This is a genomic window from Microbispora sp. NPDC046973 (assembly GCF_040644495.1).
Taxonomy (GTDB): domain Bacteria; phylum Actinomycetota; class Actinomycetes; order Streptosporangiales; family Streptosporangiaceae; genus Microbispora.
In genome coordinates this window covers 595,393-619,163 of the sequence record NZ_JBEYWQ010000002.1, presented here as the reverse complement: position 1 = coordinate 619,163, position 23,771 = coordinate 595,393, and the positions used below count along the sequence as shown (strand labels likewise).

The following is a 23,771-nucleotide window of genomic DNA, read 5'->3' as shown; positions in this document are numbered from 1 at the left end:
CGGAGATGGACAGATGCGGAGCCTGCCGGGGGAAGGGCTGGCGGTTCGTTCGGAAGTCCTCGGCCGATGCCCGGCTTCGGCTTGACGGTGTGGCCGTGGAGTTGGTGGCGGTCGAGTGCTTCGACTGTGCGGGTACCGGCGTGCCGGTGGCGGCGTGATGGGTGCCGATCAGCTCGTGTACGGTCGGCGGCCCCCGGTGGTCACCGCTGCCCGCACTGCGGAGCGGCTGCGGGTGGAGCTGGAGCAGTACGGCGTGGCCGCTGACGTGCACGAGGGGTACGGGCTGGCGCTGGTGTCGGTATGGGTCGAGCTGGTCGTCTGGACCGACGGCAACTGGTTCCGCTGGCGCTCGGGCCGTACCTCGACCAGCGGGCGGCCGGTCTATGCCTTCGCCCCGGCCTCCGACGTCGTCACCGCCGCGCGCCGGGTGGCGCATCGGTACGGGCAACTCCGCCGCGTCCACCCGTGCCCGCCGTACCTCGCTGGCGAGGGCTCGTGAACGACCTCGACGAGCCGAACCGCCTGCACAGCGCACACGTCCCCATCCGCCGGGGCAACTTCCGGGAACTGGAGTGGTGGGAGCCGACGCCCGCGCGGCGCGTCCGGGTCCTGGCCTGGACCTGCGACTGTCAGGCCCGGTTCTACGAACTGTGCCAGTCGGGCGGTGTCGCCTTCATCCGGCGCACCGTGCAGAACGAGGACGCCCCTGAGATCAGCGAGACCCACCGCTGGAGAGTGGGGCAGGGCTGGGAGACCTGGTCGGCGTTGCTGACCGGGCAGGTCCGATAGACGGGCGCGGCGGCGTGGTCGACTCCATCAAGGCGCGGGTGTCCTGCGCCGTCGCGCTCACGGGGTAGGAGTTCATGTCGGCGGAAGCCCTTCGCAAGCATCGCATGCACTGCTAGCCTGCTTGGCTAGACAGGCATGTTGAATGTGGGGCTCTGATGTCATTTGAATACACCCCTCCCAAATACGCGCAACTGATCGCCGAACTGGAACGGCGCATCGAGTCCGGCGAGTATCCGCCCGGCTCTCCCCTGCCGAGCGAACATCAGCTCATGGCCGAGTTCGGCATGGCACGGCCGACCGTCGTCAAGGCCCTCGGCGTGCTGCGCGATCACGGATGGATCGTCACCCATCAAGGCAAGGGTCGGTTCGTCCGGGGACGCCCGGCCATCGCCTCCACTCAGCAGGTACGCACCGGGCGCGAACTGCTCGACCGCAAAGAGGTCCAGGCCTCCAGCCGACTTCTCACAGCGGGGCCGGCCGAAGCACCCAACCGCATCGCCTCCTATCTCGGCATCACACCGAAGTCGCCGGTCATGCTCCGAAAGACCCTCGTCACCCGTGACGACGAGGCGTCCGAGGTCTCCTCGACCTGGGTCCCGGCCGACGTGGCCGAAGGTACGGCCCTGACGGACTCCGCCGATCTCAAGCAGGGCGTACGGCGCTACGTGGAAGCCGCTGCCGGCGTCGAGCTGGATCACATCGTCGAGCACGTGACCGCCCGCAACCCCACACCGGAGGAGCGAGACCTCCTCGGCGTCAAGGCCTCGGCCGCGCTGCTGGCCGTCTACGCCGTCGCCTGTGACGCCACCGGTAAGCCCTGGATCGTGGTGGAGACGGTCCTCCCCGGCGACCGTCACGAGCTCGAAGACGCCTACCCCATCCGGTAATCCAACTTTCCTCCGCGAACCCGCTTGGTGTACTTGACTAGCCAAGCGGGTTTCGCGTTTCATGGAGAGGCAGCTTGGTCAGTCAAGCTGACCGACAGGACAAGATGAGGAGGTGGTGCCACATGGCTCTACAGGGACCCATTTCGATCAGCTTCGGCCAGATCTTCCCGTATGGGTGCTATGCGGTGGGTGAGGTCGAGCCGGTCAAGGATTTCGAGGCGTCGAGCAACGGCCGGTTCGTCCAGGCGCGGGACAAGCAGACGGGCGAACTCGTCTGGCAGATCCCCGTGATGGACGCCGACCCGTCGCTGAAGGCGGCGCAGAAGACCGTGGCCGTCAAGATCCTCGCTCCGGTTCAGCCGGTGCCCCCGGCTCCGGTTGCGGGCCTGCCGTTCACGCCGGTCGAGTTCGACGGGCTGACCGTGACCCCGTACGTCAACGGGTCGGGGCGACTCGCCTACTCCATCCGGGCTCGGGAGATGCGCGCTCCTCGCGCTCACGCCAAGGCGGCTGGCAACGGCAAGGAGGTGGCGGCGTGACTGGGCGGCCGTACACGCACCTGTCGATGTCGATCGACCCCGGCGAGCGGCCCCGTATCGGGATCTCGTTCTACGCCTCGATCACTCGGGCGCGTGCTCGGGTGCTGGAGTCCGGGCGGCCGTACCTGGTGCTGGAGTCCGACGAGGCGGACGTGACGGTCTCGACCACCGGGGCCGGGCCGGTCACCGCGGCAGACCTGGACATCGCGCGGGAGATCTTCAACGCCGCCGCGCGGTACCTGGCCGACTGCGAGCGCATACACGCCGAACACACGCAGGCCACCGACTCGGCGGCCTGACATGCAAGCGGGGCCGCAGGAAGCGGCAACTTCCGGCGGCCCCTCAACTCTCCCTGACTGCGAAATCACGAGAGGACACGAAGTCTAATGTTCCGAAAACTGCCTGGCGACGAGGCGCGTAACCTCGTCTCCACCACACCGGATACGGCCGTGGTCTTCCGCCCGGCCGTCGTCCGAACTCCCGCCCTCGTCACCCTCGTCATCTGGCTGTCCCGACTCGTCGCGGGCCTGGTCCGCCTCGTCGTGCGGCATCCGGTCGCGGTAGCCGTGCCGGTCGCCTTCGGGGTGATCTGGACCCTGTACGGCTGGCGCCTGGCCCTGGTGATGGCTGGCTTCCTGCCCTCGGCGGGTCTGTCGTGGGCACTGCTGGATCGGGCCTCGTTCCTGCGCCTGGTCGGCTGGTCGCTGCTGGCCTGGTGGCGGCTGGTGGCGGTGTACCGGCGGCACTGGCAACCCGTGATGGTCGTGTCCGGGCTCGGGCGGCACATCCGGGGCCGCGACTACCTGCCCCGCCTGGTGCGGGTGGAGTGCGATGGGTGGGCCGACCGCGTGAGCGTGAAGATGCTCAACGGCCAGGCCGTCAAAGACTGGACCGACCGCATCGAGCACCTAGCCCACGGCTTCGGCGCACCCTCCTGCCGGGTCGCCGTCGCTCGGGCCGGGCGGCTCGTGCTCACCTTCCCCCGGCGTGACCCGCTCGCCGAACCGCTGCCCGCTGTGCCCATCCCTGATGTGGCGTCGGTGGGGCCGGTCGAGATCGGCCGGTGCGAGGACGGGACGCCGCTGCGGCTCAAGGTCCACGGCACACACGTCCTGATCGCCGGTGCCACGGGCGCGGGCAAGGGCTCCTACCTGTGGTCGACAATCCGCGGCCTCCTCCCCGCGATGCGGGCGGGCCTGGTGCAGGTGTGGGCGCTCGATCCCAAGCGCATGGAGCTGTCCTTCGGCCGTGCGCTGTTCGGCGCGAGGTATGCCGCCGACCCGAAAGAGTGCGCCGACCTGCTCGACGAGGCCGTGTGCGTGATGCAGGAGCGAGCCGACCGGTTCGCCGGCCTCCAGCGCTCCCACACACCGACCGTGGCCGACCCCTTCGTCCTGGTGCTCGTCGATGAGGTGGCGTTCCTGACCGCCTACCAGCCCGACAAGCAACTCCGTCAGCGCATCACGGCGGCCCTGGCCACGCTCACCACGCAAGGGCGCGCGGTGGGCGTCGGAGTCATGGCCGCGCTCCAGGATCCGCGTAAGGAGGTCATGAACATCCGCAACCTGTTCCCCGACAAGATCGCTCTCCGGCTCGACGAGTCCGAACAGGTGGACATGGTCCTCGGCGACGGCGCACGCGACCGGGGAGCCCTGGCCGACCACATCTCACCGGTCCCGGAGCTGGGCGCGGGCGTCGGCTACGTCCGGCTCGAAACCAGTCCTGATCCGGTGCGGGTGCGCGCGGCCTACGTCTCCGACACGGACATCCGGGCGATGGTCGCCGAGTACGCGGGGGTGGGCCGATGATGCGCCTGGCTCACATCCTCGACGGCCTGCGCTGCTCGGGCTGCGGCGCGCTCGATGTGCTCTGGCTCGACCCCGTGCGCGGGACCGTCGAGTGTCACGAGTGCGGCCAGAAAGCCACTGTCATCGTTGACGGCCTCGACCTGGTCGACGCCCTCGACGGGTGCGGGGGTGACTGGTGACCAACCCGCACGACCGCTCTACCCCTCGCGCCGTCCGGATGGCTCAACCGCTGGCCCGTGAGGTCGTGGAAGAGATCGCCAAGCAGTACGGGGTGTGCATCCGGCCGGTTCCGCTGAGGCGGCAGGACATCCTCACCGGTCAGGTTGAGGTCATTGACGTGCCCTGCGGGGCGACGTTGGAGAGCAAGTGCCCGCCGTGTGCGAAGCGGAATCGCCAGTTGCGGCGGGCACAGTGCCGGGAGGGCTGGCACCTGGAAGCCGAGCCCGTGAACCTCCCGGACAACGCCGACGAGTATCAGCGTCACCTCGTCGAGCTGCGCGCCGACGCCCAGGCGTGGCGGGATGAGCTGGAAAAGGCCGGCGGCGACACCACCGACCTCGACGCAGCCATCGAGGACCTGGACGAGGAGATCAACCGGGCCGGGATGCGCGGCAACGTCCTCGGCCGCACCTCCGGCAAGCGCACACGCTCGACCAAACGGCGGCAGGACGCCCCGGACCTGCCCAAGCGACAGATGACCAAGACCACGCTCGGGCGGACCTTCACCGGCTCGGAAGGCAAGGTCTATCGGCCGTCGATGTTCGTCACGCTCACGCTCCCGTCGTATGGGCGGGTGCTGGAGGGTGCGCCGTTGGACCCGGACCGGTACGACTACGCGCGGGCGGCTCGGGATGCGCTGCACTTCTCCAAGCTCGTGGACCGGTTCGTGCAGAACCTTCGCCGCGTGGCGGGCTATGACGTGCAGTACTTCGCCACCGTCGAACCTCAAAAGCGGCTCGCGCCGCATCTGCATATGGCGATCCGCGGCACCTTGCCCCGTGCGGAGCTGCGGCAGATCATCGCGGCCACGTATCACCAGGTGTGGTGGCCCTCAACGGACACGATCCGGTTCGAGGGGGATCACCTGCCGGTCTGGGAGGACGGGGCCGGCTACCTCGACCCCGAGACGGGCGAAGTCCTGCCGACCTGGGACCAGGCCCTCGACCGCCTCGACCAGGACGACGACGCGGAACCCCTGCACATGCTCCGGTTCGGCGACCAGCTCGACATACAAAGCGTCCTCGCCGGAACCCCGGACGCCGACCAGCTCATCCAGTACCTGTCCAAGTACCTCACCAAGAGCCTCGGCGACGCCCTCGGCACCGACGACCCACGCCGCAAGGCACACGCCGAACGCCTACTCGACGCCCTGCGGTTCGAGCCGTGCTCGCCGACCTGCCCGAACTGGCTGCGCTACGGCATCCAGCCCAAGGGCGCCAAGCCCGGCATGGCCCCTGGCCGGTGCAAGGGCAAGGCACACAAGCCCGATCACCTCGGCTACGCGGGCCGACGGGTCCTGGTCTCCCGCAAGTGGTCGAACAAGACCCTGACCGAGCACAAGCAGGACCGCCGCACGTGGGTCCTGGAAGCCCTCGGCGTCGAAGACGAGCCGGTCGACCCCCACCGCTACCTCTGGCGACCGGTCAAACCCGGTGATCCCGACCTCGCCCCGATCGGCGTCCGGCTCCTGCGCTCGGTCCACGAACGGCAGCGCTGGCGTAACCACCTGGCCCGGCTCGAAGCCGAGGCAGACGGACAAGATCTTTCGGCAACTGAAGGGAGGGCGGCATGAGGAAAGACGACAAGCTGATGACAGTCCCCGAGATCCTCGACGAACTCGGCGTGTCCGCCCGGACCTTCTATCGGTGGCGGGAGATCGGTAGGGCACCCGAGGGCTTCAAGCTCCCGAACGGGGAGATCCGCATTTACCGCAGTGAGTTCACCACCTGGCTTGAGTCGCTGCGGGAGGTGGCGTGACCTCCTCCTACAAGGTCAAGTTCTGGGAGATTCGCACCAATACCCGCGCCCAGGGGGAGGGCAAGAAGCCCCGCATCGTCTCCCACACTGTGCGGTGGACGGTCGGCCCGTGCGAGAGGTCCGCGACCTTCAAGACCAAGGGCCTCGCCGAGAGCTTCCTCTCGGACCTACGGCAGGCGGCGAAGAAGGGAGAGTCCTTCGACCTGGAGAGCGGCCTACCGGCCTCGATGACGAAGGCCAAGGAGGTGCGGACCTGGTACGCCTTCGCGGTCGACTACGTCCACGCCTGGTGGCCTCATGCTGCGGCCAAGTCGCGGGAGGGCATGACGGACGCGCTGACGAGCGTCACGCTCGTACTCACCAAGGAGCATCCCGGCCGTCCTGACGACGAGATCCTTCGCCGAGCCCTGCGGCACTTCGCGTTTCTGCCGGTGGAGCGGCGACCTGCTCTCGCGCAGGAGGTCGCGGCGGCCCTGCGTTGGTTGGAAGCGGCCTCGCTTCCTCTGACGGCGTTGGAGGAGGCGAAGCACGCACGGGCAGCCCTGGAAGCCCTAGCGCTGCTCCTCGACGGTAAGGCGGCGGCCACCTCGACGTACCGGCGCAAGCGGGCGGTGTTCCATCACGCGCTGGAGTACGCGGTTGAACGGGAGGAGCTTTCGGCAAATCCGCTCCACCGCGTGAAGCTGCGCCGCACCAAGCCGGGTGGGGAGGTCGGTCGGCGCTCGGTCGTCAACCCTCGCCAGGCGCGGCAACTGCTGACCGCCGTCACCTACGTTGGCCGATCGCGCGGTCCGATGATGATGGCGATGTTCGCCGCGATGTACTTCGGCGGCCTGCGCCCGGGTGAGGCCGCCGGCCTCCGTGAGAAGGACTGCTACCTCCCCGAGAAGGGCTGGGGCCTGCTCACCCTGGCCAGGACCCGGCCGGAGAGCAGCAAGCGTTATACCGACTCGGGGGAGACGCACGACGAGCGCGGCCTGAAGCATCGGGAGAAGAAGGAGACGCGGCCGGTTCCCATTCCGCCGGAACTGGTGGCGATCCTGCGCGATCACATCAAGACACACGGCGTGGCCGAGGACGGCCGGCTGTTCCGGACCGCGAGCGGCAAGGCGTTCTCAGGCTCGACCGTCTCGAAGGTCTGGAAGGAGGCGCGCGGCTACGCGTTCCCTCCGGAGGTGGTTGCCTCGCCCCTGGCGGCCCGGCCGTACGACCTGCGTCATGCGGCTGTGTCCCTCTGGCTCAACGCAGGTGTCCATGCACCGGAAGCCGCGGAGCGAGCCGGGCACGGTGTGGACGTGATGCTCAGGGTCTACGCCAAGTGCATCGAGGGGCAACGCGAGATGGCCAACCGCAGGATCTTGGAAGCACTCGCCCTATGAGGCGCTCGAACTCACCCACAGGACCCCGGGACACCTTCCGGGGTCCTTCGGCGTATGGGCGTGGAATCGTTCCGCGAGGCGCCAAAATCGCCGGGCTCACATGGGGAAACGAGGCCGCGAGCATTCCGCGTATGTTCCGCGACCAGTGGCATACGGCTGCTTCCGGCCGCTGTCGGCTGCATGTCCGGACAAGCTCGATCAACCACGAAACCGCAGGTGAGACCGCGGATGGCTGGTCGTACGTGGTAGGGCGGGTGGGACTTGAACCCACGACCCACGGATTATGAGTCCGATGCTCTGACCGGCTGAGCTACCGCCCCGCAATGGTGGAGTCTCTCACAACTTAGCGGGTGTGGGGATCTGCGGGCGGAGATGAGCGGCGGCCTTCGGCCCTGGGCGTAATCCCCGCCCGATCGCCCTGCGGTGATCGTCCACGCCGGGGTGCGGCGGCCCTGGTGAGAGTTATGGGGCACATGTCCGGGTATGTGACTGTTGAGGCGGCATCGCTCCACAAGACGGCTCTGCGAAACGTGGCTCCGCAACGAATCGGGGGTGCCCCGTGGGGAGACGACTGGCGGGCGTCTGCGTGCTTCTCCTGATGTCCCTACCCGCCTGCGGGCAGGGCGGGCGGCAGCCGGGAGCGGAACTCGGAGCGGTCGGCGACGCGCGGGAGGGCTTCACCGTCGGCCTGCTGCTCCCCGGCGAGGGACCCGACCGGCCTCTGTTCACGCGGGCCCTGACGTCCCTCTGCCCGCGCTGCCACGTCCAGTACGCGAACGCCGCGGGCGACCGGGCCAGGCAGGGGCGGCAGATCGGCCGGATGCTCGCCGACGGCGTGCGGGTGCTGGTCCTCGGCGCGGTGGATCCCGGGGCCGCCGCCCCCTGGGTGGCCAGGGCCAAGCTGTCCGGGGCGAAGGTCGTCGCGTACGACCGGCTGGCTAACGGGCCGGTGGACGCCTACGTGGCGACGGACCCGGCGCGCGTCGGGCGGGAGCAGGCACTGGCCCTGCTGGGCGCCATGAAGGTCGCGGGGCCGGTGCTGCTCCTCAACGGCCCCGCCGCGGACCCGTACGCCGCGACGGTGAAGCGGGCCCTGCACGCCGTGCTCGACGGACGGGTGACGATCGGCTGGGAACGGGACCTGACCCGGCCCGACGAGGCCGCACGCGAGGTGGCGGCGGCCGTCTCCGCGCTCGGCGGGGCCGCGAAGGTGGCGGGCGTGTGCTGCGCGAGCGATGCGACGGCGGAGGCCGTCGCGGCCGAGATGGCGCGGGCGGGAATGGCCGGAGTGCCGCTGATCGGGCATAGCGGGCGGCCCGCGGCGCTGGGACGTGTCAGAGCCGGCACGCAGACCGCCACGGTCCGTACCGACGTCGCCGCCGTGGCGTCGGCCGCCGCCAGGCTGGCGGTCGAGGTCGCGGGCGGCAGGACCGTGTACGGCACGGCCGTCGTGTCCAACGGGACGACGGTTTCGATCCCGGCGGTGCTGGTTCCGCCCGCCGTGGTCACGAAGACCACGGCCCGCGAGGCCCCCGCCCCCGGGACCGCCCCCGGACAGAACGTGAAACCGCACTGACGCGTCCACGCATCAGGGGAGGCGACGCGGACCGCGTGAACGCCCGCCGTCCTGGCCCGTCCCCCGTTCGGCGGGCCAGGACGGCACGCCTCGCGGCCCGGCCCCGAAGGCGTCGGCGCACAGTTGCGCGAACCAGCCCAGGCCGGGCAGCAGCAGGACCCACCCGGCGAGCGCCCAGCCGAGATGGAGGTGCGAGGCGGCGTGCGCGAGGGCCGCCACCCCCTCGGCCCGCAGCCCGTCCGCGCGCTCGTACGTCATCCGGCGCAGGCCCCGGGGATGTTCCTCGGCCGGGCGCACCCGGAGGGCGACCGGGGCGTGGCGCAGGATCCACCCGCCGACGGGCGCGCACTGCCCGCACGTCGCCGACACGTGGACGACCGCCTCCGCCATGGCAGGGGAGGGCCGCAGGCGGGGCAGCCAGCTCCGCACGGCGGACCGGTAGGCGGCCCACGCACCGCCGAAGCGGCCGGAGAGTTGCTCACCCTCGTGCCAGGCCGCGAGCCCGGCGCCGTACGCGACGGTCACGCCGGCCGCCGCAAGGAAGCGGACGTCCAGCGTGCCCAGAAGCAGGTAGCTCGCCGCCATCGACACCTGCATCGGATTGCGCACGTAGGCGTACGGCCCGCTGGTGACGAGGCGGCGCGGCGCGTCGTACGGCAACGGCGTGCCGCCCGCCGTCGCGAACTCCCGGACGGCCGCCAGGCCGAGCGTCAGCGGCGCGGCCAGCACCTGGACGCCGATGCCGGCGAGCCAGCCGGGCTGCCGCCACACCCCGGTGAGCGCGACCGGAAGTCCGAGCATGAGCCCGCCCGCGAGCACCGCCTGCAGTGCCGCCCGCCCGGCGGGGAAGACGCCGCGGACGGTCCAGCGGGCGAGCAGGAGGCCGGGCGCCAGGCCGAGCGCCACCGCGAGCGCCTCGCCGCACAGCCAGTCGCCGCCGAGCCGTACGAGCGGGCGGGCCAGGGGCATGAACGCGAGGTCCAGCCAGGTGAGCGAGAGGACGGTCAGCGGGAGCGGCAGGCGGCGGGCCGCGTGCGCGGGCAGCGCCCCCCACAGCAGCGCCCAGCCGAGCAGCAGGTCCACCGGGACGCCCTCCACCACCGCGCCCCGCGCGGAGAAGGACCACCAGCCGGCCCGCACCGCGATCACGTTGACCAGGGCGAGCGCGAGCAGGTTCCAGGCCGTCGCGAGGATCATCGCGGCGACCGTCCGCTCGGACGGGCGGCGTACGGCTGTCGCGGCCAGGACGGCGGCGAGCGGGCCGAACAGGGCCGCGCCCCGCAGGAGGGTGACCGCGGAGTCCGCCACCCCCGCCGCCGGGTCCGGGATCACGAGGTGAAGGTCGCGGCGAGGTAGCCGGCCGCCTGGGTCGCGGCGTAGCGCTGGAGCGGCCCGAAATACCAGCCAGGGTCGAAGGTGCGCCGGTAGCGGAGGGTCACTTCGAGTCGTCGTCCCCGCCAGCGGAACTCGGCCTCGCGCAGGTCCATCCACCGGGCGAGGGTGGTGTCGCGCTCCACCCGGAAGACCGCCCGGCCGGGGGAGCGGCCGGTGACGCGCAGGGTCATGGCGCGCGGTTCGAGCGGGGCGTTGATCCCGAGGGACCGCCGGGGCGTGAACGTGATCGACCGGGTGTCCCCGACGGCGAGTCCCCGCCCTTCGGAGCCGAGCGGCCGGGGGAAGCCGAGCCGCAGCAACGGCGAGGTGACCGGCCCGAAGGCGGGCGGGCGGGCCAGGGCGGCCTCGATGTCGGTGTCCCGCGCCGCCGTGGCGGCCGCCGTGACCTCCTCGTCGCGCGGCAGCGAGGTGAACGGCGTGGTCCCTTCGAGCACGGCGGCGAGCAGCAGCGGGGCGACGACGGCGACCGCGTGCCGGTTGTGGCGGCGCACGTAGTCGACGGCGTTCCCCACGATGAACCCGACCAGGTAGAAGAGCGGGGCCGACATCAGCAGGCAGACGACGCCCTCGCCGAGCAGCGGCCCGGCCAGCGCGAGCCCGATCGTGATCGTGACCATGGCGACCCCGGTCGCGCTCTTCGGCCGCGCCGTCATCGTCACGACGACCGCGATGGCGGCCGGGATGCCCACGTAGAACAGCGAGGTCTGCTCCAGATGGCCCGCGTGGAGCACCTCGTAGAGCAGGTAGGCGGCGAACAGCGCGGCCAGCGTCACGACCAGCACGAGCCGGGGCCGCCTCGGGGTTTCCGACTCCATACGGCGCTCCTTGAGCGAGAGATTTAATCGACTGATTAAACCGTATGATGAGAATCAAGGGTGCTGTCAAGGGAGGCGGATTGACGACACGGCGGGACTCGGGCGCGGAGACGCGCGACCGGCTCATCGAGGCGGCCGCGGAGACGTTGAAGACCCAGGGGTACGCGGGCACGAGCGCCCGGACGATCGCGAAGGCGGCGGGCGTCAACTCGGCGCTGGTCTTCTACCATTTCGGCGGCGTCGACCCGCTGCTGCTCGCCGCCCTCGACCGCTCGTCCGAGGAGCGCATGCGGGCCCACCGGAAGACCGTCGCGGGGGCCGCGACGCTGGAGGAGCTGGTGGAGGCCGCCACCCGGGTCTACAGGGCCGACATCGAGGGCGGGCACATCACGCTCTTCTCCGAGCTGGTCGGCGCCAGCATCGCCCGTCCCGAGCTGCGGGCCGAGATCGTCAAGCGGGCCGACCCCTGGATCGACTTCGTGGAGCAGACGCTCGAGCGGGTGATCGGCGGCTCACCGCTGGCCCGGCTCCTGCCCCCGCGCGACGTGGCGTACGCCGCGATCACCTTCTACCTGGGCGTCAACCTGTTCACCCACCTCGACGCGGACCGTACGCGGACCGAGGCGTTGTTCGGCCTCGCGGCGCGGGTGGCGCCGCGCGCCCGGCTGCTCACCCTGCGGATGCCCCGGCGCCGCCGCCCGGCCGCCGGTGCGCCGGCGGCGGACGAGCCGCCGGAATGACAGGGCCGCGGTCGCATGGGGATGCGACCGCGGCCGGAGAAGTCGGCCGGGAAGAGCGGGTTCACTCCTCTTCGTCGGAAGGGGCGGGGGCGTCGGACGGGCGCAGGCGCTCCCAGAGCAGGAACGCGCCGCCGACGACGAGCATCGCGATGCCCGTCCACAGGTTGATGCGGATGCCCTCCGCCTTCTGGATCTCCTGGGCGCTGTCGAACAGCCCGGTTACGGTGAGGATCAGTCCGTACACCAGGAACAGACCACCGATCACGCGGCGGATGTCGAAGAGCCGATGCGGGGCGGCCATGCGAACCTCCTACAGGAAGGGCAGGTAGAACGCCGCGGCGAGGACCACCGCCCCGGCGCCGAGGATCACGGGGGAGCGATACCAGGCGGCGTCTCCCGCCAGCGCGTCGTCGGCGACGGACGCGTCGCTCAGGCCGTAGACGAGCCCGCGCAGCTCGCTCTCCGGCTTGGGGGTGGTGGCGAGCGTGACCACGACGGAGACGATCGCGTCGACCACGAAGGCGATGCCGGCGCCCCAGAAGCTCGCGTTCAGCTCGGTGCCGAAGTCGAACACGCCCGCCTTGTAGAGGATGTATGAGGCGAAGGCGCACACCGTACCGCTCAGCAGGCCCCAGAAGCCCGCCCAGGCGGTCATCCGCCGCCAGAACAGGCCGATGATGAACGTCGCGAACAGCGGGGCGTTGAAGAACGAGAACAGCGACTGCAGGTAGTTCATGATGTTGCCGAACCCGGCGGCGATGAACGCCGTGCCGATTCCGGCGAGGACGCCGACGACGGTCGCGATGCGGCCGAGCCGCACATACCACTCGTCGGGGTGGTCGCCGTTGACGTGCGCCTTCCAGATGTCCTGGGTGAAGACCGTGTTGAAACCGCTGATGTTGGCGGCCATGCCGGCCATGAACGACGCGAGCAGGCCGGTCACCGCGACGCCGAGCACGCCGTTGGGCAGGAACTCGTTCATGAGCAGCGGGATCGCCTCGTTGTACGTAGGCCCGCCGTCCTTGCCGAGGTTGCCGAACAGCACGACCGCGACGAGACCGGGGATCACGGTGACGATCGGGATCACGAGCTTCGGGTAGGCCGCGACGATCGGGGTCAGCCGGGCGGCGTTGGTGTTGCGGGCCGACAGTGCGCGCTGCACCTCGGCGAAGTTCGTGGTCCAGTAGCCGAAGGACAGCACGAAGCCGAGGCCGAAGACCAGGCCGATCCAGTTGGCGTTGAGCGGGTTGTCGGTGCCGGCGGTGTGCGCCCAGGTGTGCAGCCCGCCCTCGCCCAGCACGCTCTGCTTGACCTTCTCGCCGAGGCCGGAGAAGCCGCCGACCCGGGTCAGGCCGATGATCACCACTGGCACGAGCCCGGCGACGATCACGAAGAACTGCATGACCTCGTTGTAGATCGCCGAGGACAGGCCGCCGAGCGTGATGTACGCCAGCACGATCGCGGCCGACACGATGATGGACAGCCACAGCGGCCAGCCGAGCAAGGCGTCCATGATGAGCGCCAGCGCGTACAGGTTGATCCCGGCGATGAGGATCTGCGCGACGGCGAAGGTCCCGGCGTTGAGCAGCTGGGTCGCGCCGTTGAAGCGGCGGCGCATGAACTCCGGGACGCTGTGCACCTTGGACCGGTAGTAGAACGGCATCATCACGACGCCGAGGAACACCATGGCGGGGACCGCGCCGATCCAGTAGTAGTGCAGGGTCATCGCGCCGTACTGCGCGCCGTTGGCGGCCATGCCGAGGACCTCGGTCGCGCCGAGGTTGGCGGACATGAAGGCCAGGCCGGTGATCCAGGCGGGAAGTGCGCGGCCCGAGAGGAAGAAGTCCAGACTCGTCCGTACGGCCCGCTTCGCGGCGAAGCCGATTCCCAGTACCACGAGGAAGTACAGGGCGAGGATCACGTAGTCCAGAACGTTGACGTCGAGCCGCAGATCCTGTGCGGCCAGCAATTGGGCATCAGGCACGCAACGCCAGCTACCCGAGCGTCTCCCCGTTTCACAAAGGCGGCCCCCGTATACCCAATCGTGACAAAACCGCAGGTGGGCGCAGGACAGAGCCGGCGATCGGCGTCACTCCGCTCCCGCCGTCACCTTCGCGCCGCGGTCGCGGGCGACGTCGGGAGCGGGCCGGAAGTGCCCGCGGGAGGCCATCGCCGTCAGCCACACCCCGGCGAGCTGCGAGGTGATGATCGACAAGATCACCAGTGCGGTGAAGAACGCCTCGTTGATCACGCCCGCGCTGAACGTGGTCGACGCGAGCACGATGCCGGGGCCGCCCCTGGCGTTCATCGCCGTCGCGAGGTTCGTGGCCGAGCCGCGGTCCTCCCCGGCGAGCCGGGCGCCGAGCCACACGCTGCCCCACTTGACCACGCAGGCGACGGCGAAGAACCAGGCGAAGAACGCCAGGGGGAAGTTGTGGATCAGATCCAGCTTGAGGCCGACGATCGCGAAGTACACCGGCACGAAGAAGGCCAGCGAGATGCCCTTGATGGTCTTGTGCGCCGCCGACGCGCGCTCCGTCGGGAGCCGCCCGACGCTGAATCCGACCATCAGCGCCCCGAAGACGGGGTCGATCCCCAGCCCCACGCACAGGACGCAGAGCAGGAAGATGACCGCGATGAGGAACGCCACCGGGCTGCGCGTCTCGATGATGTTCAGCCGGCTGGCGGAAAGGCGGCCCAGGACCCGCGGGCCCAGCCACAGGAGGAATCCCAGGAAGACGAGTGAGGCCAGGATGTAGTACGCGATCGTGAGCGCCGCCGAGTCGATTCCGGTCAGCGCCCACAGACCGTACGCCTCGCTCGCCCTGATCTGCGCCATCGCCAGGATCAGGGAGAGGACGACGTACAGCACGACGTCCTCGAGGACGGCCACGGAGAGCACGACCCGCGCGAAGCGCGTCCGCATGATGCCGACGTCGAGCATGATGCGGGAGATGACCGGGATGCTCGTGACCGCGATGGCCGTTCCGAAGACCAGGCTCAGCGTGGCGGGGGAGCCGAGCGGGCCGGCGAGCGCGGTCATGTCCGCCGACCGGGCGATGAGCAGTCCCGAGGCGAACGGCACCGCCAGCCCGGCCACCGTGATCCAGACGACGGTCCGCCGCTCCGCCCCGGCCCTGGTGCCGCCCAGCTCGAAGCCGATGAGGTAGACGAGGAGGAACAGTCCGAGCTGGTAGAACGCACCCATCACGGACATGGTCGGCCCCTCCGCCGGGAACACCCACTGCTCGGCCCCGGGGAGGAGGTAGCCGAGCACGGTCGGCCCCAGGAGAAGGCCGCCGGCTATCTCGCCGATCACGGGCGGCTGGCGCAGGCGCCTGAAGAGCTCGGCGCCGGCGTGCGCCGCGAGGACGAGGATCGTCAGGGCCAGCAGGACGTGCATGACGTCAGCGGTCTTCAGTGTCACGGTCGGAGGCCTCTTTCGTATCCCGTGGACGGCCGTGCCGAGGAGCCGTGCCGGAAAGGGGGGAGGGACGGAGCGGCGTCAGCCGATGCCGGGACCAGCGGCGGATCAGGTGGTGCGATCATCCCGTGCGGATCACCGCCGGGAGGTCACCGGCGACGGCCGCGTGATCGGCGTCACCGCTGCCGCCCGGCGGGATCGGCGGCGGAGCCGCCCGCGGGCCGGGCGGCCAGGACGTGCGCGGGCTCCGGTCCGCCGTCGCCGGAGGCCTCGGTCTTCCGCAGGTACTCCTCCGCGGCCGAGGCGACCTGCTTCATCGTGCTGACCGATTCGACCGGATAGGCGCCCATCGCGGTCTCGCCGGAGAGCATGACGCCGGCGGCGCCGGCGAGCACGGCGTTGGTGATGTCGAGGATCTCGGCCTTCGTCGGATACGGCCTTTCGATCATGCTGTCCAGCATCTCGGTCGCGACGATGACGGGCTTGTCGAACTCCGCCGACCGGGCCAGGATCTCCTTCTGCAGCAACCCGATCTGCTTGACGTCCGTCTCGATCGACAGGTCGCCGCGATCGATCATGATCGCGTCCGCGCTGTCGATGATCTCCTCCAGATTACGGACGGCCCGGGGAGTCTCGATCTTGGCGACGATGCCGGCCTGGCCGCCGGCCAGCTCCTTCCTGACCAGCTCGACGTGCCCGGCCGACTCGACGAAGCTGATCCCCACCAGGTCGACGCCGGTCTCGCGGGCGAAGGCGAGCATCTGACGGTCGCGTTCGCCGACCAGCTCGCCGCCGAGGTCCACGCCGGGAGCGTTGATGCCCTTCCTGCTGCGCAGCCGGCCCGCCACCTCGGCCCGGCAGTGCAGGTCGCGGCCCCTGACGTCGACGACGGTGAACCGCAACTTGCCGTCGTCGGCCAGCAGCGTGTCGCCCGCGGACACGTCCAGGTGCAGCCGGTGCGAGCTGATCGGCACCTTCCGGCCGCCGTCGTCATCGGTCTGCGTGGTGAGGACGATCGTGTCTCCGACGCCGAACACGGGCTCCGACGCGAGGTTCGCGGTGCGGATCTTCCGCCCGGGCACGTCGAGGAGGATCGGTGTCGCGGGGAGCACCCGCCGGACGAGTGCGATCGTGTCCCGGTGCCAGGCCAGGGTGTTGTGCGAGGCGTTGAGCCGCACCAGGTTCATCCCGGCGCGGGCCAGGCGCGCGAGCGTCTCCGCGGACCTCGTCGCCGGCCCGATGGTGGCGATGACGCGGGTGCGGCTCATGCGCTCTCCTCCTCGATGAACAACCGGCCGGCGCCGCGCACGGCGGCCACCACTTCCCGCCGCATGACGTGGGCGGGGGGCTCGGTCTCGGACTGCAGCATCCGCCGCATCCAGGTCCCGCTGATCTCCGTCATCGCCGCCGTACCGCCGTGGCGGCAGGTCCGCTCCGTCACGATCCCGTCGCAGATCTCGCAGTGATACGGGCCGTGCAGCCGCATGATCCGGATGCCCAGCTCGCCCTCGAACCGCCTGGTCAGTTCGTGGGCGGCGTACTTGCCGTACCAGTCGCCCACGCCGGCGTGGTCGCGGCCGACGATGAAGTGCGTGCAGCCGTAGTTGCGCCGGATGAGGGCGTGGAAGACCGCCTCCCGCGGACCGGCGTACCACATGGAGACGGTGATGGGCGACAGCAGCACGCGGTCCTTCGGATAGACGTGGTCGAGCAGGGCCCGATAGCCCCGCAGCACCGCGTCGGGCGCGAAATCGCCGGGCTTCTTGCGTCCCACGAGCGGCTGGATGAGGAGCCCGTCCACGTGCTCCAGGGCGACGCGTTGCAGATATTCGTGCGCACGGTGGGGCGGGTTGCGGGTCTGGAACCCGGCGACCGTCTCCCATCCGTACTCGGCGAACACGCGCCGGCTCTCGGCGGGCGTCAGCTCCGCGAGGCCCTCCTCGGCCGGGGCGCGCTCGAAGCCGGCGACCCGGCCGCCGACGAAGAAGCCCGGCAGGTCGAGGAAGGCTTTCACCCCGGCGTGGTCTGGGCGGTCCGTTCCGAAGATCTTGCGGGCGTCGGCCCGCAGATCCCGCCGGAAGACGTCGGTCACGGCCACCTCGGCCACACGCGCGCCCCGGTACGTCAGGGTCACCCGCGCCGTCCGCTCCGCCTGCCGGGCCAGGGCGGAGTCCACGTCCAGAGCGATCGGCAGCGGAAACGGCTCGCCGTCCGGCAGCCGCATGGTCTCCACGACACTTTCCCACTCGCGCCGGTCCATGAATCCGGTCACCGGCGAAAAGGCGCCGAGCGCGAGTTTCTCCAAATCCAGATACTGACGTCGTCCGAGTGCGAGCGCGGTCATTCACATCCTCCCCGAGGGTGCCGTTTCCGGCATGCTGAAAAACGCGACCCGCTCCGGCGCGGGCACGAATACGTCAATTGGTCGCGATCAGCGCGGCCATGAGTGCGAAAGTGGCCCCGAACAGGCACCACAGCCCTATTCCCCGCTGCTTGGGCACGCGCAGTGAGGAGAGATTCAAGATGACGAGCACGACAATGGTGGCGTACACCGCGTATACGCCCAGCCATCGCGCCAGGAGCACGGCGCCGGCCACGGCGAGGGGGTTGTAATAGACGGGCAGTCCCCGGAAATGGTCGCCGCCCGCGCTGTGAACGTTGAAGTAGCTGAGCCTGAGCACGCCCGCGACGGCGATCAGGATCGCCCCGGGCAGGAACACCGCCTGACGGCCGCCCATGACCAGCAGCAGCGTCCCGGGGACGACGGCCGAGGTCACGATGTCGACCAGCGAGTCGAGTTGCACCCCGATCCGCCCGTGGTCGGGCGTGCGCCCCGGCGTCCTGCGGGCGATCTGTCCGTCGAGGAGGTCGCAGGCGACCGCGGCCAGCAGCGCCACCGTCGCCCAGTGAATCCGCTCGTGAAGCAGCAGGTACAGCGCGACGACGGCGAGGGACAGCCCGATGACGGTGCAGATGTTGGCCGGGTCGCGGATGTAGTACAGGATCGCCGGCGCCGCGTCCCTTTCCGGGAGCGAGGCCCTGTCCGCCGCCTGCCTCGGCGCGGTCACCGGAGGACCGGCGTTCCCGGGCGCGCGGCTCGTTCACGCCGCGTTCCGATGTCGTTCACCGCGCCCGTTCCCCATCGTGAACGGTTTTCCCGAATCGACGCGGCCCGCCGCGGCCGCACCGCCGCGTGCGGTTCCCGCGATGGGACTCGTATTCCGAGCACGAGTTGCCCCCTAGAATTCCCCGATCCCGCCGAAAGGAGATCCCATCTCTCCGGAGGCAATGTTTATCGCTGGTTCACCATGCGTCAAGAGGGGAGTGGGACGGTCTTGACGCAAGAAAATCCATGTTCTTGGCGGAGCGTGATGTTCCGGTTTCGGCGTGCGATCACTACGGCAATTCGTCTCAACAATCGAGATGCGCGGACAAGGGTCGTCCGTGATCACCGTTATTGAGCGTGCCCGAATCGGCGAGGGCATCGTGTCTTCCCTCGCGAGAATCTCCCGGCGGAAAGACGTACGCTCGATACGGCCGGGCGACCACGTTATTCGCGGGTCGTGAAAAACCGTTTGACGAATCGGATAGGGAAAGGCCACCGTATGATCAGCTTGAGCGCGGTCCTCGGGATCGCGGCCATCGCCCTCGGTCTCGTGCTCTCGCCGGGCCCCAACATGATCTATCTGGTCTCGCGGTCGATCCTCCAGGGCCGCCGGGCCGGGCTGTACTCTCTGGCGGGCATCGGGGCAGGCTTCCTGGTCTACCTCACCGCGGTCACCGCGGGACTCATCGCGGTCTTCACCGTCGTGCCGCCGCTCTACCTGGCGATCAAGCTGGCCGGCGCGGCCTATCTCCTCTGGCTCGCCTGGAACGCGCTGAAACCCGGGGGCGAGTCGGCCTTCACACCCCGTCCTCTGCCGCCCGATCCGCCGCGCAAGCTGTTCACGATGGGCCTGCTCACCTGCCTGCTCAATCCCAAGCTCGCGATCCTCTACGTGTCTTTGCTGCCCCAGTTCGTCGATCCCTCGCGCGGGCATGTCGCCGAGCAGAGCCTGCTGCTCGGGCTCACCCAGATCGTCATCGCCCTGACCGTCAACGGCGCCATCGTCATCACCGCCGGCTCCGTCGCGGCCTTCCTCAACAGGCGCCCGGCCTGGCTGAAGGTGCAGCGTTATCTGATGGGCACGGTGCTGGCCGGGCTCGCCGTCCACATCGTCACGCAACAGTCGGCCACCGCCTGACCGGTCCCGAGCAGCGCAGTTCCCGTGTGGCGCGGGAGAGGCGGGGTACGCGAGGGGGAACGGAACGAACACCGACGAAGGGAGGCATGTCATGGCGGACGCACCGAACCCGATCCAGCTGCAGAAGCATCTGAAGGGCGTCGACTATCCGGCCGGCAAGTCGGACCTGATCCAAACGGCCCGCGACCAGGGCGCGGACGACAACATCATCGACGCGCTCGAGCGCATCCCCGACCGGCAGTACGACGGCCCCAACGCGGTCAGCAAGGCGGTCACCGAGGCCCGGTGAGACACGGGCCGGGGCGGGGGGGGGGGGGGGGGGGGGCGCCCCGCCCCCCCCCGCCCGCGTGACGCCGCGCCCCGTTCCTGCGCGTACGGCGGAAGAACCCGGGGGTCAGGACCAGACGGCGGCGATCGGCTCGGCGAGGGCGGCGGCCTGGTCGATGCCCGCCGCGAAGGCCGGCCCCCACAGGGCCGGGTCGAGGACGTTCTCGCCGAACACCGCGACCGACGCCGTGTCGGGGTGGACGACGTACGACGCGGCCGCGCCGGCCTTCGCCATCTCGGCGTCGAGGACGGCCCGGGGGGTCAGGTTGCCGAGCGGTTCGAGCACCACGAGCGCACGGGCGCCCGCCGCGAGGTCGGCGTTGGTCGCGGAGCGGACACCGCCGTCCACGTACCTGCGGCCGTCGATCTCCACGGGCGGGAAGACCATCGGCACCGCGCAGCTCGACGCGACGGCGAGCACCAGCGGCGCGCCGGAGGACCGGTCCCACACCACGAACTCGCCGGTGGCCGCGTCCACGCTGGTGATCAGCAGCTCGCGGTCGGGCCACTCCTTGACCGGCAGCCGTTCGCCGACCGCCGCGAGCCGCTCGGCGTAGTGGTCGACCCTGGCCGCCAGGGCCATCTGGCCGATCCTGCGCCGGGCCTCCCGCCGGTCGAGGTTCGGATCGAACATGATGGCGAACGCCTCCATGACCTCGTTCATGTGGTCCAAGGCCGGGGGCGGGCCGGTGTCCACCTCGGCCTGGTGGGCGATCGCCTCCTCCAGGTCGGCGCCGGTGGCCACGAGCGTGCCGACGACCGAGCCGGCCGAGGTGCCGATGATCCGGTCCGCCGTCCCCAGGTCCACGCCGAGGCGGCGCAGGCCGGTGACGATCCCCGCCTCCCAGGCGATGCCGGCGACTCCTCCGCCGCCGAGCACGAGAGCAGTAGTCATAACCAGAATTATGTTCCACGGGAGTGCGTGCCCGGGCCTGGTGAAACCGGTTGCAATTTGTCTGGACGCCAAACTATTGACGGCGCTTCCGCCCGTGTGTGAATCTTCCCTTCAGATTTCCATGCACGTGGGAGAAGGACGGTCAGGGTCCCCGCCTGGTCGTGCATGGCCGGTTGTCCGTGCTCGGAGGGAAACCGTCCATGCGAAGATTCGCAACCATGCTCGTGGTCGCCGCCGTGGCGCTGGTCACGGCCGTGATCAGAATGAGCCCGGTGTCGGCCGTCGCCGCCGACTCATACACGTTCAAGAACGTGCAGATACTCGGCGGCGGCTTCGTCCCCGGGATCGTCTTCAGCCCCGCCCAGAAGGACCTGATCTACGCGCGCACCGACATCGGCGGCGCGTACCGCTGGAACCAGTCCTCCCAGACCTGGACGCCGCTGCTCGACTGGGTCGGGCAGTCCAACTGGGGCTACAACGGCGTCGTCAGCATCGCCCCCGACCCGGTGGACGCCAACAAGGTGTACGCGGCCGTCGGCATGTACACCAACAGCTGGGACCCCAACAACGGCGCGATCCTGCGCTCGTCGAACAAGGGCGACACCTGGCAGGTGAGCCCGCTGCCGTTCAAGCTGGGCGGCAACATGCCCGGCCGCGGCATGGGCGAGCGCCTCGCGGTGGACCCGAACAAGAACAGCGTCCTCTACTTCGGCGCCCCCAGCGGCAACGGCCTGTGGCGGAGCACCGACTCCGGCGCGACCTGGGCCAAGGTGGCCAACTTCCCCAACGCCGGCAACTACGTCGCCAGCCCGGGAGACGCGTACAACGGCGACAACCAGGGCGTCGTCTGGGTGACCTTCGACAAGCGGACCGGCACCTCGGGCAGCGCCACCCAGACCATCTACGTGGGCGTGGCCGACAAGGACAACACCGTCTACCGCACCACGAACGGCGGCACCTCCTGGGAGCGGGTCGCCGGCCAGCCCACCGGCTACATCGCCCACAAGGGCGTGCTCGACACGGTCAACGGCTACCTCTACATCGCCACCAGCGACACCGGCGGCCCGTACGACGGCGCCAAGGGCGACGTGTGGCGCTACGCCACCGCCACCGGCACCTGGACCCAGATCAGCCCGATCCCGTCCAGCAGCTCCGACGACTACTTCGGCTACAGCGGCCTGACCGTCGACCGCCAGCACCCCGGCACGATCATGGTCGCCACCCAGGTCTCCTGGTGGCCCGACGCGATCTTCTTCAGGAGCACCGACAGCGGCGCGACCTGGACCCGCATCTGGGACTGGACGTCCTACCCGAACCGTAGCTTCCGCTACAAGATGGACATCTCCGCCGCTCCGTGGCTGACCTTCGGCACGAACCCCCAGCCGCCCGAGGTCACGCCGAAGCTCGGCTGGATGAACGAGTCGGTGGAGATCGACCCGTTCAACTCCGACCGGATGATGTACGGCACCGGCGCGACGATCTACGGCACCACCGACCTCACGAAGTGGGACTCGGGCGGCCAGTTCACGATCAAGCCGATGGTGAAGGGCCTGGAGGAGACCGCCGTACTCGACCTGATCAGCCCGCCGAGCGGCGCCCCGCTGGTCAGCGCGCTGGGCGACATCGGCGGCTTCCGGCACACCAACCTCGACGCCGTGCCGTCCATGATGTTCACCCAGCCCGTCTTCACCTCCACGACCTCGCTCGACTACGCCGAGACCAACCCGAGCGTGATGGTGCGGGCCGGCAACTTCACCGACTCCGACCGCCCGAACGACAGCCACGTGGCGTTCTCCACCGACGGCGGGGCCAACTGGTTCCAGGGCACCGAGCCGGGCGGGATCAACAGCGGCGGCACCGTCGCGGCGGCGGCCGACGGCAGCCGCTTCGTCTGGGCGCCGGCCGACGCGGGCCAGCAGGTCGTCTACTCCGTCGGCTACGGCAACAGCTGGACCGCATCCAGCGGCGTCCCGGCGGGCGCGATCGTCGAGTCCGACCGGGTGAACGCGCAGAAGTTCTACGCATTCTCCGGCGGCACGTTCTACGTGAGCACCAACGGCGGCACGAGCTTCAGCGCCACCGCGGCGACCGGGCTGCCCACGACCGGCGTGCACTTCAAGGCGCTTGCGGGCAAGGAAGGCGACGTCTGGCTGGCCGGCGAGGGCGGCCTGTGGCACTCCACCAACTCGGGCGCCTCGTTCACCAAGCTGCCGAACGTCAGCAGCTCGATGAACATCGGCTTCGGCAAGGCGGCGCCCGGCAAGACGTACCAGGCCCTCTACCTGGTCGGCACCGTCGACGGCGTGCAGGGCCTGTTCCGGTCCGACGACACCGGCGCGAGCTGGGTGCGCATCAACGACGACCAGCACCAGTACGGCAACATGGGCGAGGCCCTGACCGGCGACCCGCGGATCTACGGCCGGGTCTACCTCGGCACCAACGGCCGGGGCATCGTCTACGGCGACCGCAACGGCGGGACCTCCCCGTCGCCGTCGCCGTCGCCGTCCGCCTCCCCGTCCGTGTCGCCGTCCGCCTCGCCGTCGGCGTCGCCGTCCGCAAGTCCGTCGGCCAGCCCGTCGCCCTCGCCCAGCCCGTCGCCGTCCGCCAGCCCGTCCCCGAGCCCGTCGCCCTCGGCGAGCCCGTCGGGCGGCAAGGGATGTTCGGCGACGTACAAGGTGGTCAACCAGTGGCCGGGCGGCTTCCAGGGCGAGGTGACGGTGAAGAACACCGGCAGCGCCTCGACCAGCGGCTGGAGCGTCAAGTGGGCGTTCGCGAACGGCCAGACCATCAGCCAGCTCTGGAACGGCACGGTGAGCCAGTCCGGGGCGAACGTCACGGTCACCAACGTGAGCTACAACGGCTCGCTCGGCTCCGGGGCGTCCACCACGTTCGGGTTCCAGGCGAGCTGGAACGGCACCAACGCCGTCCCGTCGCCGGTGACCTGCACCGCCTCGTGAGATAGCACGACGACGGCCG

General features: G+C 70.1%; 24 protein-coding genes and 1 tRNA gene. 15 read left to right on the top strand and 10 right to left on the bottom strand.

Annotated elements, in window-relative coordinates; genetic code table 11:
• Nucleotides 1–157: 157 nt before the first annotated feature.
• From ABZ860_RS06940 to ABZ860_RS06895, 10 genes are all read left to right on the top strand, one after another.
• Entirely contained in the window at nt 158–499 is a 342-nt protein-coding gene (locus ABZ860_RS06940; protein WP_357216166.1) for a hypothetical protein, read from the top strand.
• Complete coding sequence (locus tag ABZ860_RS06935) at nt 496–789, top strand: hypothetical protein (RefSeq protein ID WP_357216164.1); 294 nt, start codon at nt 496–498, stop codon at nt 787–789. The genes ABZ860_RS06940 and ABZ860_RS06935 overlap by 4 nt, the downstream gene beginning before the upstream one ends.
• Nucleotides 790–944: 155 nt before the next feature.
• A complete protein-coding gene (locus ABZ860_RS06930; RefSeq protein ID WP_357216162.1) occupies nt 945–1,676 on the top strand; it encodes a GntR family transcriptional regulator in 732 nt (243 codons plus the stop codon).
• Between the two features lie 122 nt (nt 1,677–1,798).
• Nucleotides 1,799–2,215: a plasmid replication, integration and excision activator gene (locus ABZ860_RS06925; protein ID WP_357216161.1), complete on the top strand. Its 417-nt coding sequence runs from the start codon at nt 1,799–1,801 to the stop codon at nt 2,213–2,215.
• Complete coding sequence (locus tag ABZ860_RS06920) at nt 2,212–2,514, top strand: hypothetical protein (RefSeq protein WP_357216159.1); 303 nt, start codon at nt 2,212–2,214, stop codon at nt 2,512–2,514. The genes ABZ860_RS06925 and ABZ860_RS06920 overlap by 4 nt, the downstream gene beginning before the upstream one ends.
• Before the next feature lie 87 nt (nt 2,515–2,601).
• Nucleotides 2,602–4,023, top strand: coding sequence for an FtsK/SpoIIIE domain-containing protein (locus ABZ860_RS06915; protein ID WP_357216157.1), 1,422 nt, complete (start codon nt 2,602–2,604; stop codon nt 4,021–4,023).
• Nucleotides 4,020–4,202 (top strand): hypothetical protein, encoded by a 183-nt coding sequence (locus ABZ860_RS06910; RefSeq protein ID WP_169953591.1) that lies wholly within the window; start codon nt 4,020–4,022, stop codon nt 4,200–4,202. The genes ABZ860_RS06915 and ABZ860_RS06910 overlap by 4 nt, the downstream gene beginning before the upstream one ends.
• A 38-nt stretch (nt 4,203–4,240) precedes the next feature.
• Nucleotides 4,241–5,815, top strand: coding sequence for a replication initiator (locus ABZ860_RS06905; RefSeq protein ID WP_357216154.1), 1,575 nt, complete (start codon nt 4,241–4,243; stop codon nt 5,813–5,815).
• Nucleotides 5,812–6,000 (top strand): helix-turn-helix domain-containing protein, encoded by a 189-nt coding sequence (locus tag ABZ860_RS06900; RefSeq protein WP_357216152.1) that lies wholly within the window; start codon nt 5,812–5,814, stop codon nt 5,998–6,000. Before ABZ860_RS06905 ends, ABZ860_RS06900 begins: the two co-directional genes overlap by 4 nt.
• A complete protein-coding gene (locus ABZ860_RS06895) occupies nt 5,997–7,379 on the top strand; it encodes a tyrosine-type recombinase/integrase (protein ID WP_357216149.1) in 1,383 nt (460 codons plus the stop codon). The genes ABZ860_RS06900 and ABZ860_RS06895 overlap by 4 nt, the downstream gene beginning before the upstream one ends.
• Before the next feature lie 243 nt (nt 7,380–7,622).
• On the opposite strand, the gene ABZ860_RS06890 is transcribed toward ABZ860_RS06895, so the two are convergent.
• Nucleotides 7,623–7,699: transfer RNA gene (locus tag ABZ860_RS06890), tRNA-Ile, on the bottom strand.
• A gap of 239 nt (nt 7,700–7,938) precedes the next feature.
• Here ABZ860_RS06890 and ABZ860_RS06885 point away from each other — a divergent pair.
• Nucleotides 7,939–8,955, top strand: a complete 1,017-nt coding sequence (locus ABZ860_RS06885) for a substrate-binding domain-containing protein (protein ID WP_357216146.1) — start codon at nt 7,939–7,941, stop codon at nt 8,953–8,955.
• Nucleotides 8,956–8,967: 12 nt separating this feature from the next.
• Here ABZ860_RS06885 and ABZ860_RS06880 read toward each other — a convergent pair whose 3' ends face one another.
• Both ABZ860_RS06880 and ABZ860_RS06875 read right to left on the bottom strand, forming a co-directional pair.
• A complete protein-coding gene (locus ABZ860_RS06880) occupies nt 8,968–10,287 on the bottom strand; it encodes an isoprenylcysteine carboxylmethyltransferase family protein (RefSeq protein WP_357216143.1) in 1,320 nt (439 codons plus the stop codon).
• Nucleotides 10,284–11,165: a hypothetical protein gene (locus ABZ860_RS06875; RefSeq protein WP_357216141.1), complete on the bottom strand. Its 882-nt coding sequence runs from the start codon at nt 11,163–11,165 to the stop codon at nt 10,284–10,286. The genes ABZ860_RS06880 and ABZ860_RS06875 overlap by 4 nt, the downstream gene beginning before the upstream one ends.
• Before the next feature lie 47 nt (nt 11,166–11,212).
• Between ABZ860_RS06875 and ABZ860_RS06870 the strand changes: the two genes are divergently transcribed.
• Complete coding sequence (locus ABZ860_RS06870) at nt 11,213–11,905, top strand: TetR family transcriptional regulator (RefSeq protein ID WP_357216327.1); 693 nt, start codon at nt 11,213–11,215, stop codon at nt 11,903–11,905.
• Between the two features lie 61 nt (nt 11,906–11,966).
• On the opposite strand, the gene ABZ860_RS06865 is transcribed toward ABZ860_RS06870, so the two are convergent.
• The 6 genes from ABZ860_RS06865 to ABZ860_RS06840 form a co-directional block, all read right to left on the bottom strand.
• Nucleotides 11,967–12,206, bottom strand: coding sequence for a hypothetical protein (locus ABZ860_RS06865; RefSeq protein WP_357216138.1), 240 nt, complete (start codon nt 12,204–12,206; stop codon nt 11,967–11,969).
• A 9-nt stretch (nt 12,207–12,215) separates the two neighbouring features.
• A complete protein-coding gene (locus ABZ860_RS06860) occupies nt 12,216–13,889 on the bottom strand; it encodes a sodium:solute symporter family protein (protein ID WP_357216135.1) in 1,674 nt (557 codons plus the stop codon).
• Nucleotides 13,890–13,994: 105 nt separating this feature from the next.
• On the bottom strand, nt 13,995–15,332 hold the full coding sequence (locus ABZ860_RS06855) for a cation:proton antiporter (RefSeq protein ID WP_357216132.1): 1,338 nt from the start codon (nt 15,330–15,332) through the stop codon (nt 13,995–13,997).
• Between the two features lie 173 nt (nt 15,333–15,505).
• Nucleotides 15,506–16,597, bottom strand: coding sequence for a pyruvate kinase (pyk, locus tag ABZ860_RS06850; protein WP_357216129.1), 1,092 nt, complete (start codon nt 16,595–16,597; stop codon nt 15,506–15,508).
• The gene (gene sat / locus ABZ860_RS06845; protein WP_357216126.1) at nt 16,594–17,673 is read right to left on the bottom strand and encodes a sulfate adenylyltransferase; all 1,080 of its coding nucleotides are present in this window, start codon (nt 17,671–17,673) and stop codon (nt 16,594–16,596) included. Before sat ends, pyk begins: the two co-directional genes overlap by 4 nt.
• Before the next feature lie 73 nt (nt 17,674–17,746).
• The gene (locus ABZ860_RS06840; RefSeq protein ID WP_357216123.1) at nt 17,747–18,397 is read right to left on the bottom strand and encodes a CDP-alcohol phosphatidyltransferase family protein; all 651 of its coding nucleotides are present in this window, start codon (nt 18,395–18,397) and stop codon (nt 17,747–17,749) included.
• 537 nt (nt 18,398–18,934) lie between these two features.
• Here ABZ860_RS06840 and ABZ860_RS06835 point away from each other — a divergent pair.
• Both ABZ860_RS06835 and ABZ860_RS06830 read left to right on the top strand, forming a co-directional pair.
• Complete coding sequence (locus ABZ860_RS06835) at nt 18,935–19,573, top strand: LysE family translocator (RefSeq protein ID WP_357216120.1); 639 nt, start codon at nt 18,935–18,937, stop codon at nt 19,571–19,573.
• A 91-nt stretch (nt 19,574–19,664) separates the two neighbouring features.
• Nucleotides 19,665–19,862 (top strand): DUF2795 domain-containing protein, encoded by a 198-nt coding sequence (locus ABZ860_RS06830; RefSeq protein WP_357216117.1) that lies wholly within the window; start codon nt 19,665–19,667, stop codon nt 19,860–19,862.
• 105 nt (nt 19,863–19,967) lie between these two features.
• Here the strand turns inward: ABZ860_RS06830 and ABZ860_RS06825 are convergent, their stop codons facing one another.
• Nucleotides 19,968–20,795: a patatin-like phospholipase family protein gene (locus ABZ860_RS06825; RefSeq protein ID WP_357216115.1), complete on the bottom strand. Its 828-nt coding sequence runs from the start codon at nt 20,793–20,795 to the stop codon at nt 19,968–19,970.
• A 200-nt stretch (nt 20,796–20,995) separates the two neighbouring features.
• Here ABZ860_RS06825 and ABZ860_RS06820 point away from each other — a divergent pair, with 200 nt between their 5' ends.
• Nucleotides 20,996–23,752 carry a cellulose binding domain-containing protein gene (locus ABZ860_RS06820; RefSeq protein WP_357216112.1) on the top strand — a complete coding sequence of 919 codons (2,757 nt, stop codon included), beginning with the start codon at nt 20,996–20,998 and terminating at the stop codon, nt 23,750–23,752.
• The last annotated feature ends 19 nt before the right edge of the window (nt 23,753–23,771 follow it).

What these genes read in the sequence shown, in the direction of transcription:
- ABZ860_RS06900 (WP_357216152.1), top strand. Translation starts at nt 5,812, where the DNA reads ATGAGGAAAGACGACAAGCTGATGACAGTCCCCGAGATCCTCGACGAA.
- pyk (WP_357216129.1), bottom strand. Translation starts at nt 16,597, where the DNA reads ATGAGCCGCACCCGCGTCATCGCCACCATCGGGCCGGCGACGAGGTCC.
- ABZ860_RS06820 (WP_357216112.1), top strand. Translation starts at nt 20,996, where the DNA reads ATGCGAAGATTCGCAACCATGCTCGTGGTCGCCGCCGTGGCGCTGGTC.
- ABZ860_RS06835 (WP_357216120.1), top strand. Translation starts at nt 18,935, where the DNA reads ATGATCAGCTTGAGCGCGGTCCTCGGGATCGCGGCCATCGCCCTCGGT.
- ABZ860_RS06905 (WP_357216154.1), top strand. Translation starts at nt 4,241, where the DNA reads ATGGCTCAACCGCTGGCCCGTGAGGTCGTGGAAGAGATCGCCAAGCAG.
- ABZ860_RS06870 (WP_357216327.1), top strand. Translation starts at nt 11,213, where the DNA reads ATGAGAATCAAGGGTGCTGTCAAGGGAGGCGGATTGACGACACGGCGG.
- ABZ860_RS06825 (WP_357216115.1), bottom strand. Translation starts at nt 20,795, where the DNA reads ATGACTACTGCTCTCGTGCTCGGCGGCGGAGGAGTCGCCGGCATCGCC.
- ABZ860_RS06910 (WP_169953591.1), top strand. Translation starts at nt 4,020, where the DNA reads ATGATGCGCCTGGCTCACATCCTCGACGGCCTGCGCTGCTCGGGCTGC.
- ABZ860_RS06915 (WP_357216157.1), top strand. Translation starts at nt 2,602, where the DNA reads ATGTTCCGAAAACTGCCTGGCGACGAGGCGCGTAACCTCGTCTCCACC.
- sat (WP_357216126.1), bottom strand. Translation starts at nt 17,673, where the DNA reads ATGACCGCGCTCGCACTCGGACGACGTCAGTATCTGGATTTGGAGAAA.
- ABZ860_RS06875 (WP_357216141.1), bottom strand. Translation starts at nt 11,165, where the DNA reads ATGGAGTCGGAAACCCCGAGGCGGCCCCGGCTCGTGCTGGTCGTGACG.
- ABZ860_RS06865 (WP_357216138.1), bottom strand. Translation starts at nt 12,206, where the DNA reads ATGGCCGCCCCGCATCGGCTCTTCGACATCCGCCGCGTGATCGGTGGT.
- ABZ860_RS06940 (WP_357216166.1), top strand. Translation starts at nt 158, where the DNA reads ATGGGTGCCGATCAGCTCGTGTACGGTCGGCGGCCCCCGGTGGTCACC.
- ABZ860_RS06830 (WP_357216117.1), top strand. Translation starts at nt 19,665, where the DNA reads ATGGCGGACGCACCGAACCCGATCCAGCTGCAGAAGCATCTGAAGGGC.
- ABZ860_RS06930 (WP_357216162.1), top strand. Translation starts at nt 945, where the DNA reads ATGTCATTTGAATACACCCCTCCCAAATACGCGCAACTGATCGCCGAA.
- ABZ860_RS06925 (WP_357216161.1), top strand. Translation starts at nt 1,799, where the DNA reads ATGGCTCTACAGGGACCCATTTCGATCAGCTTCGGCCAGATCTTCCCG.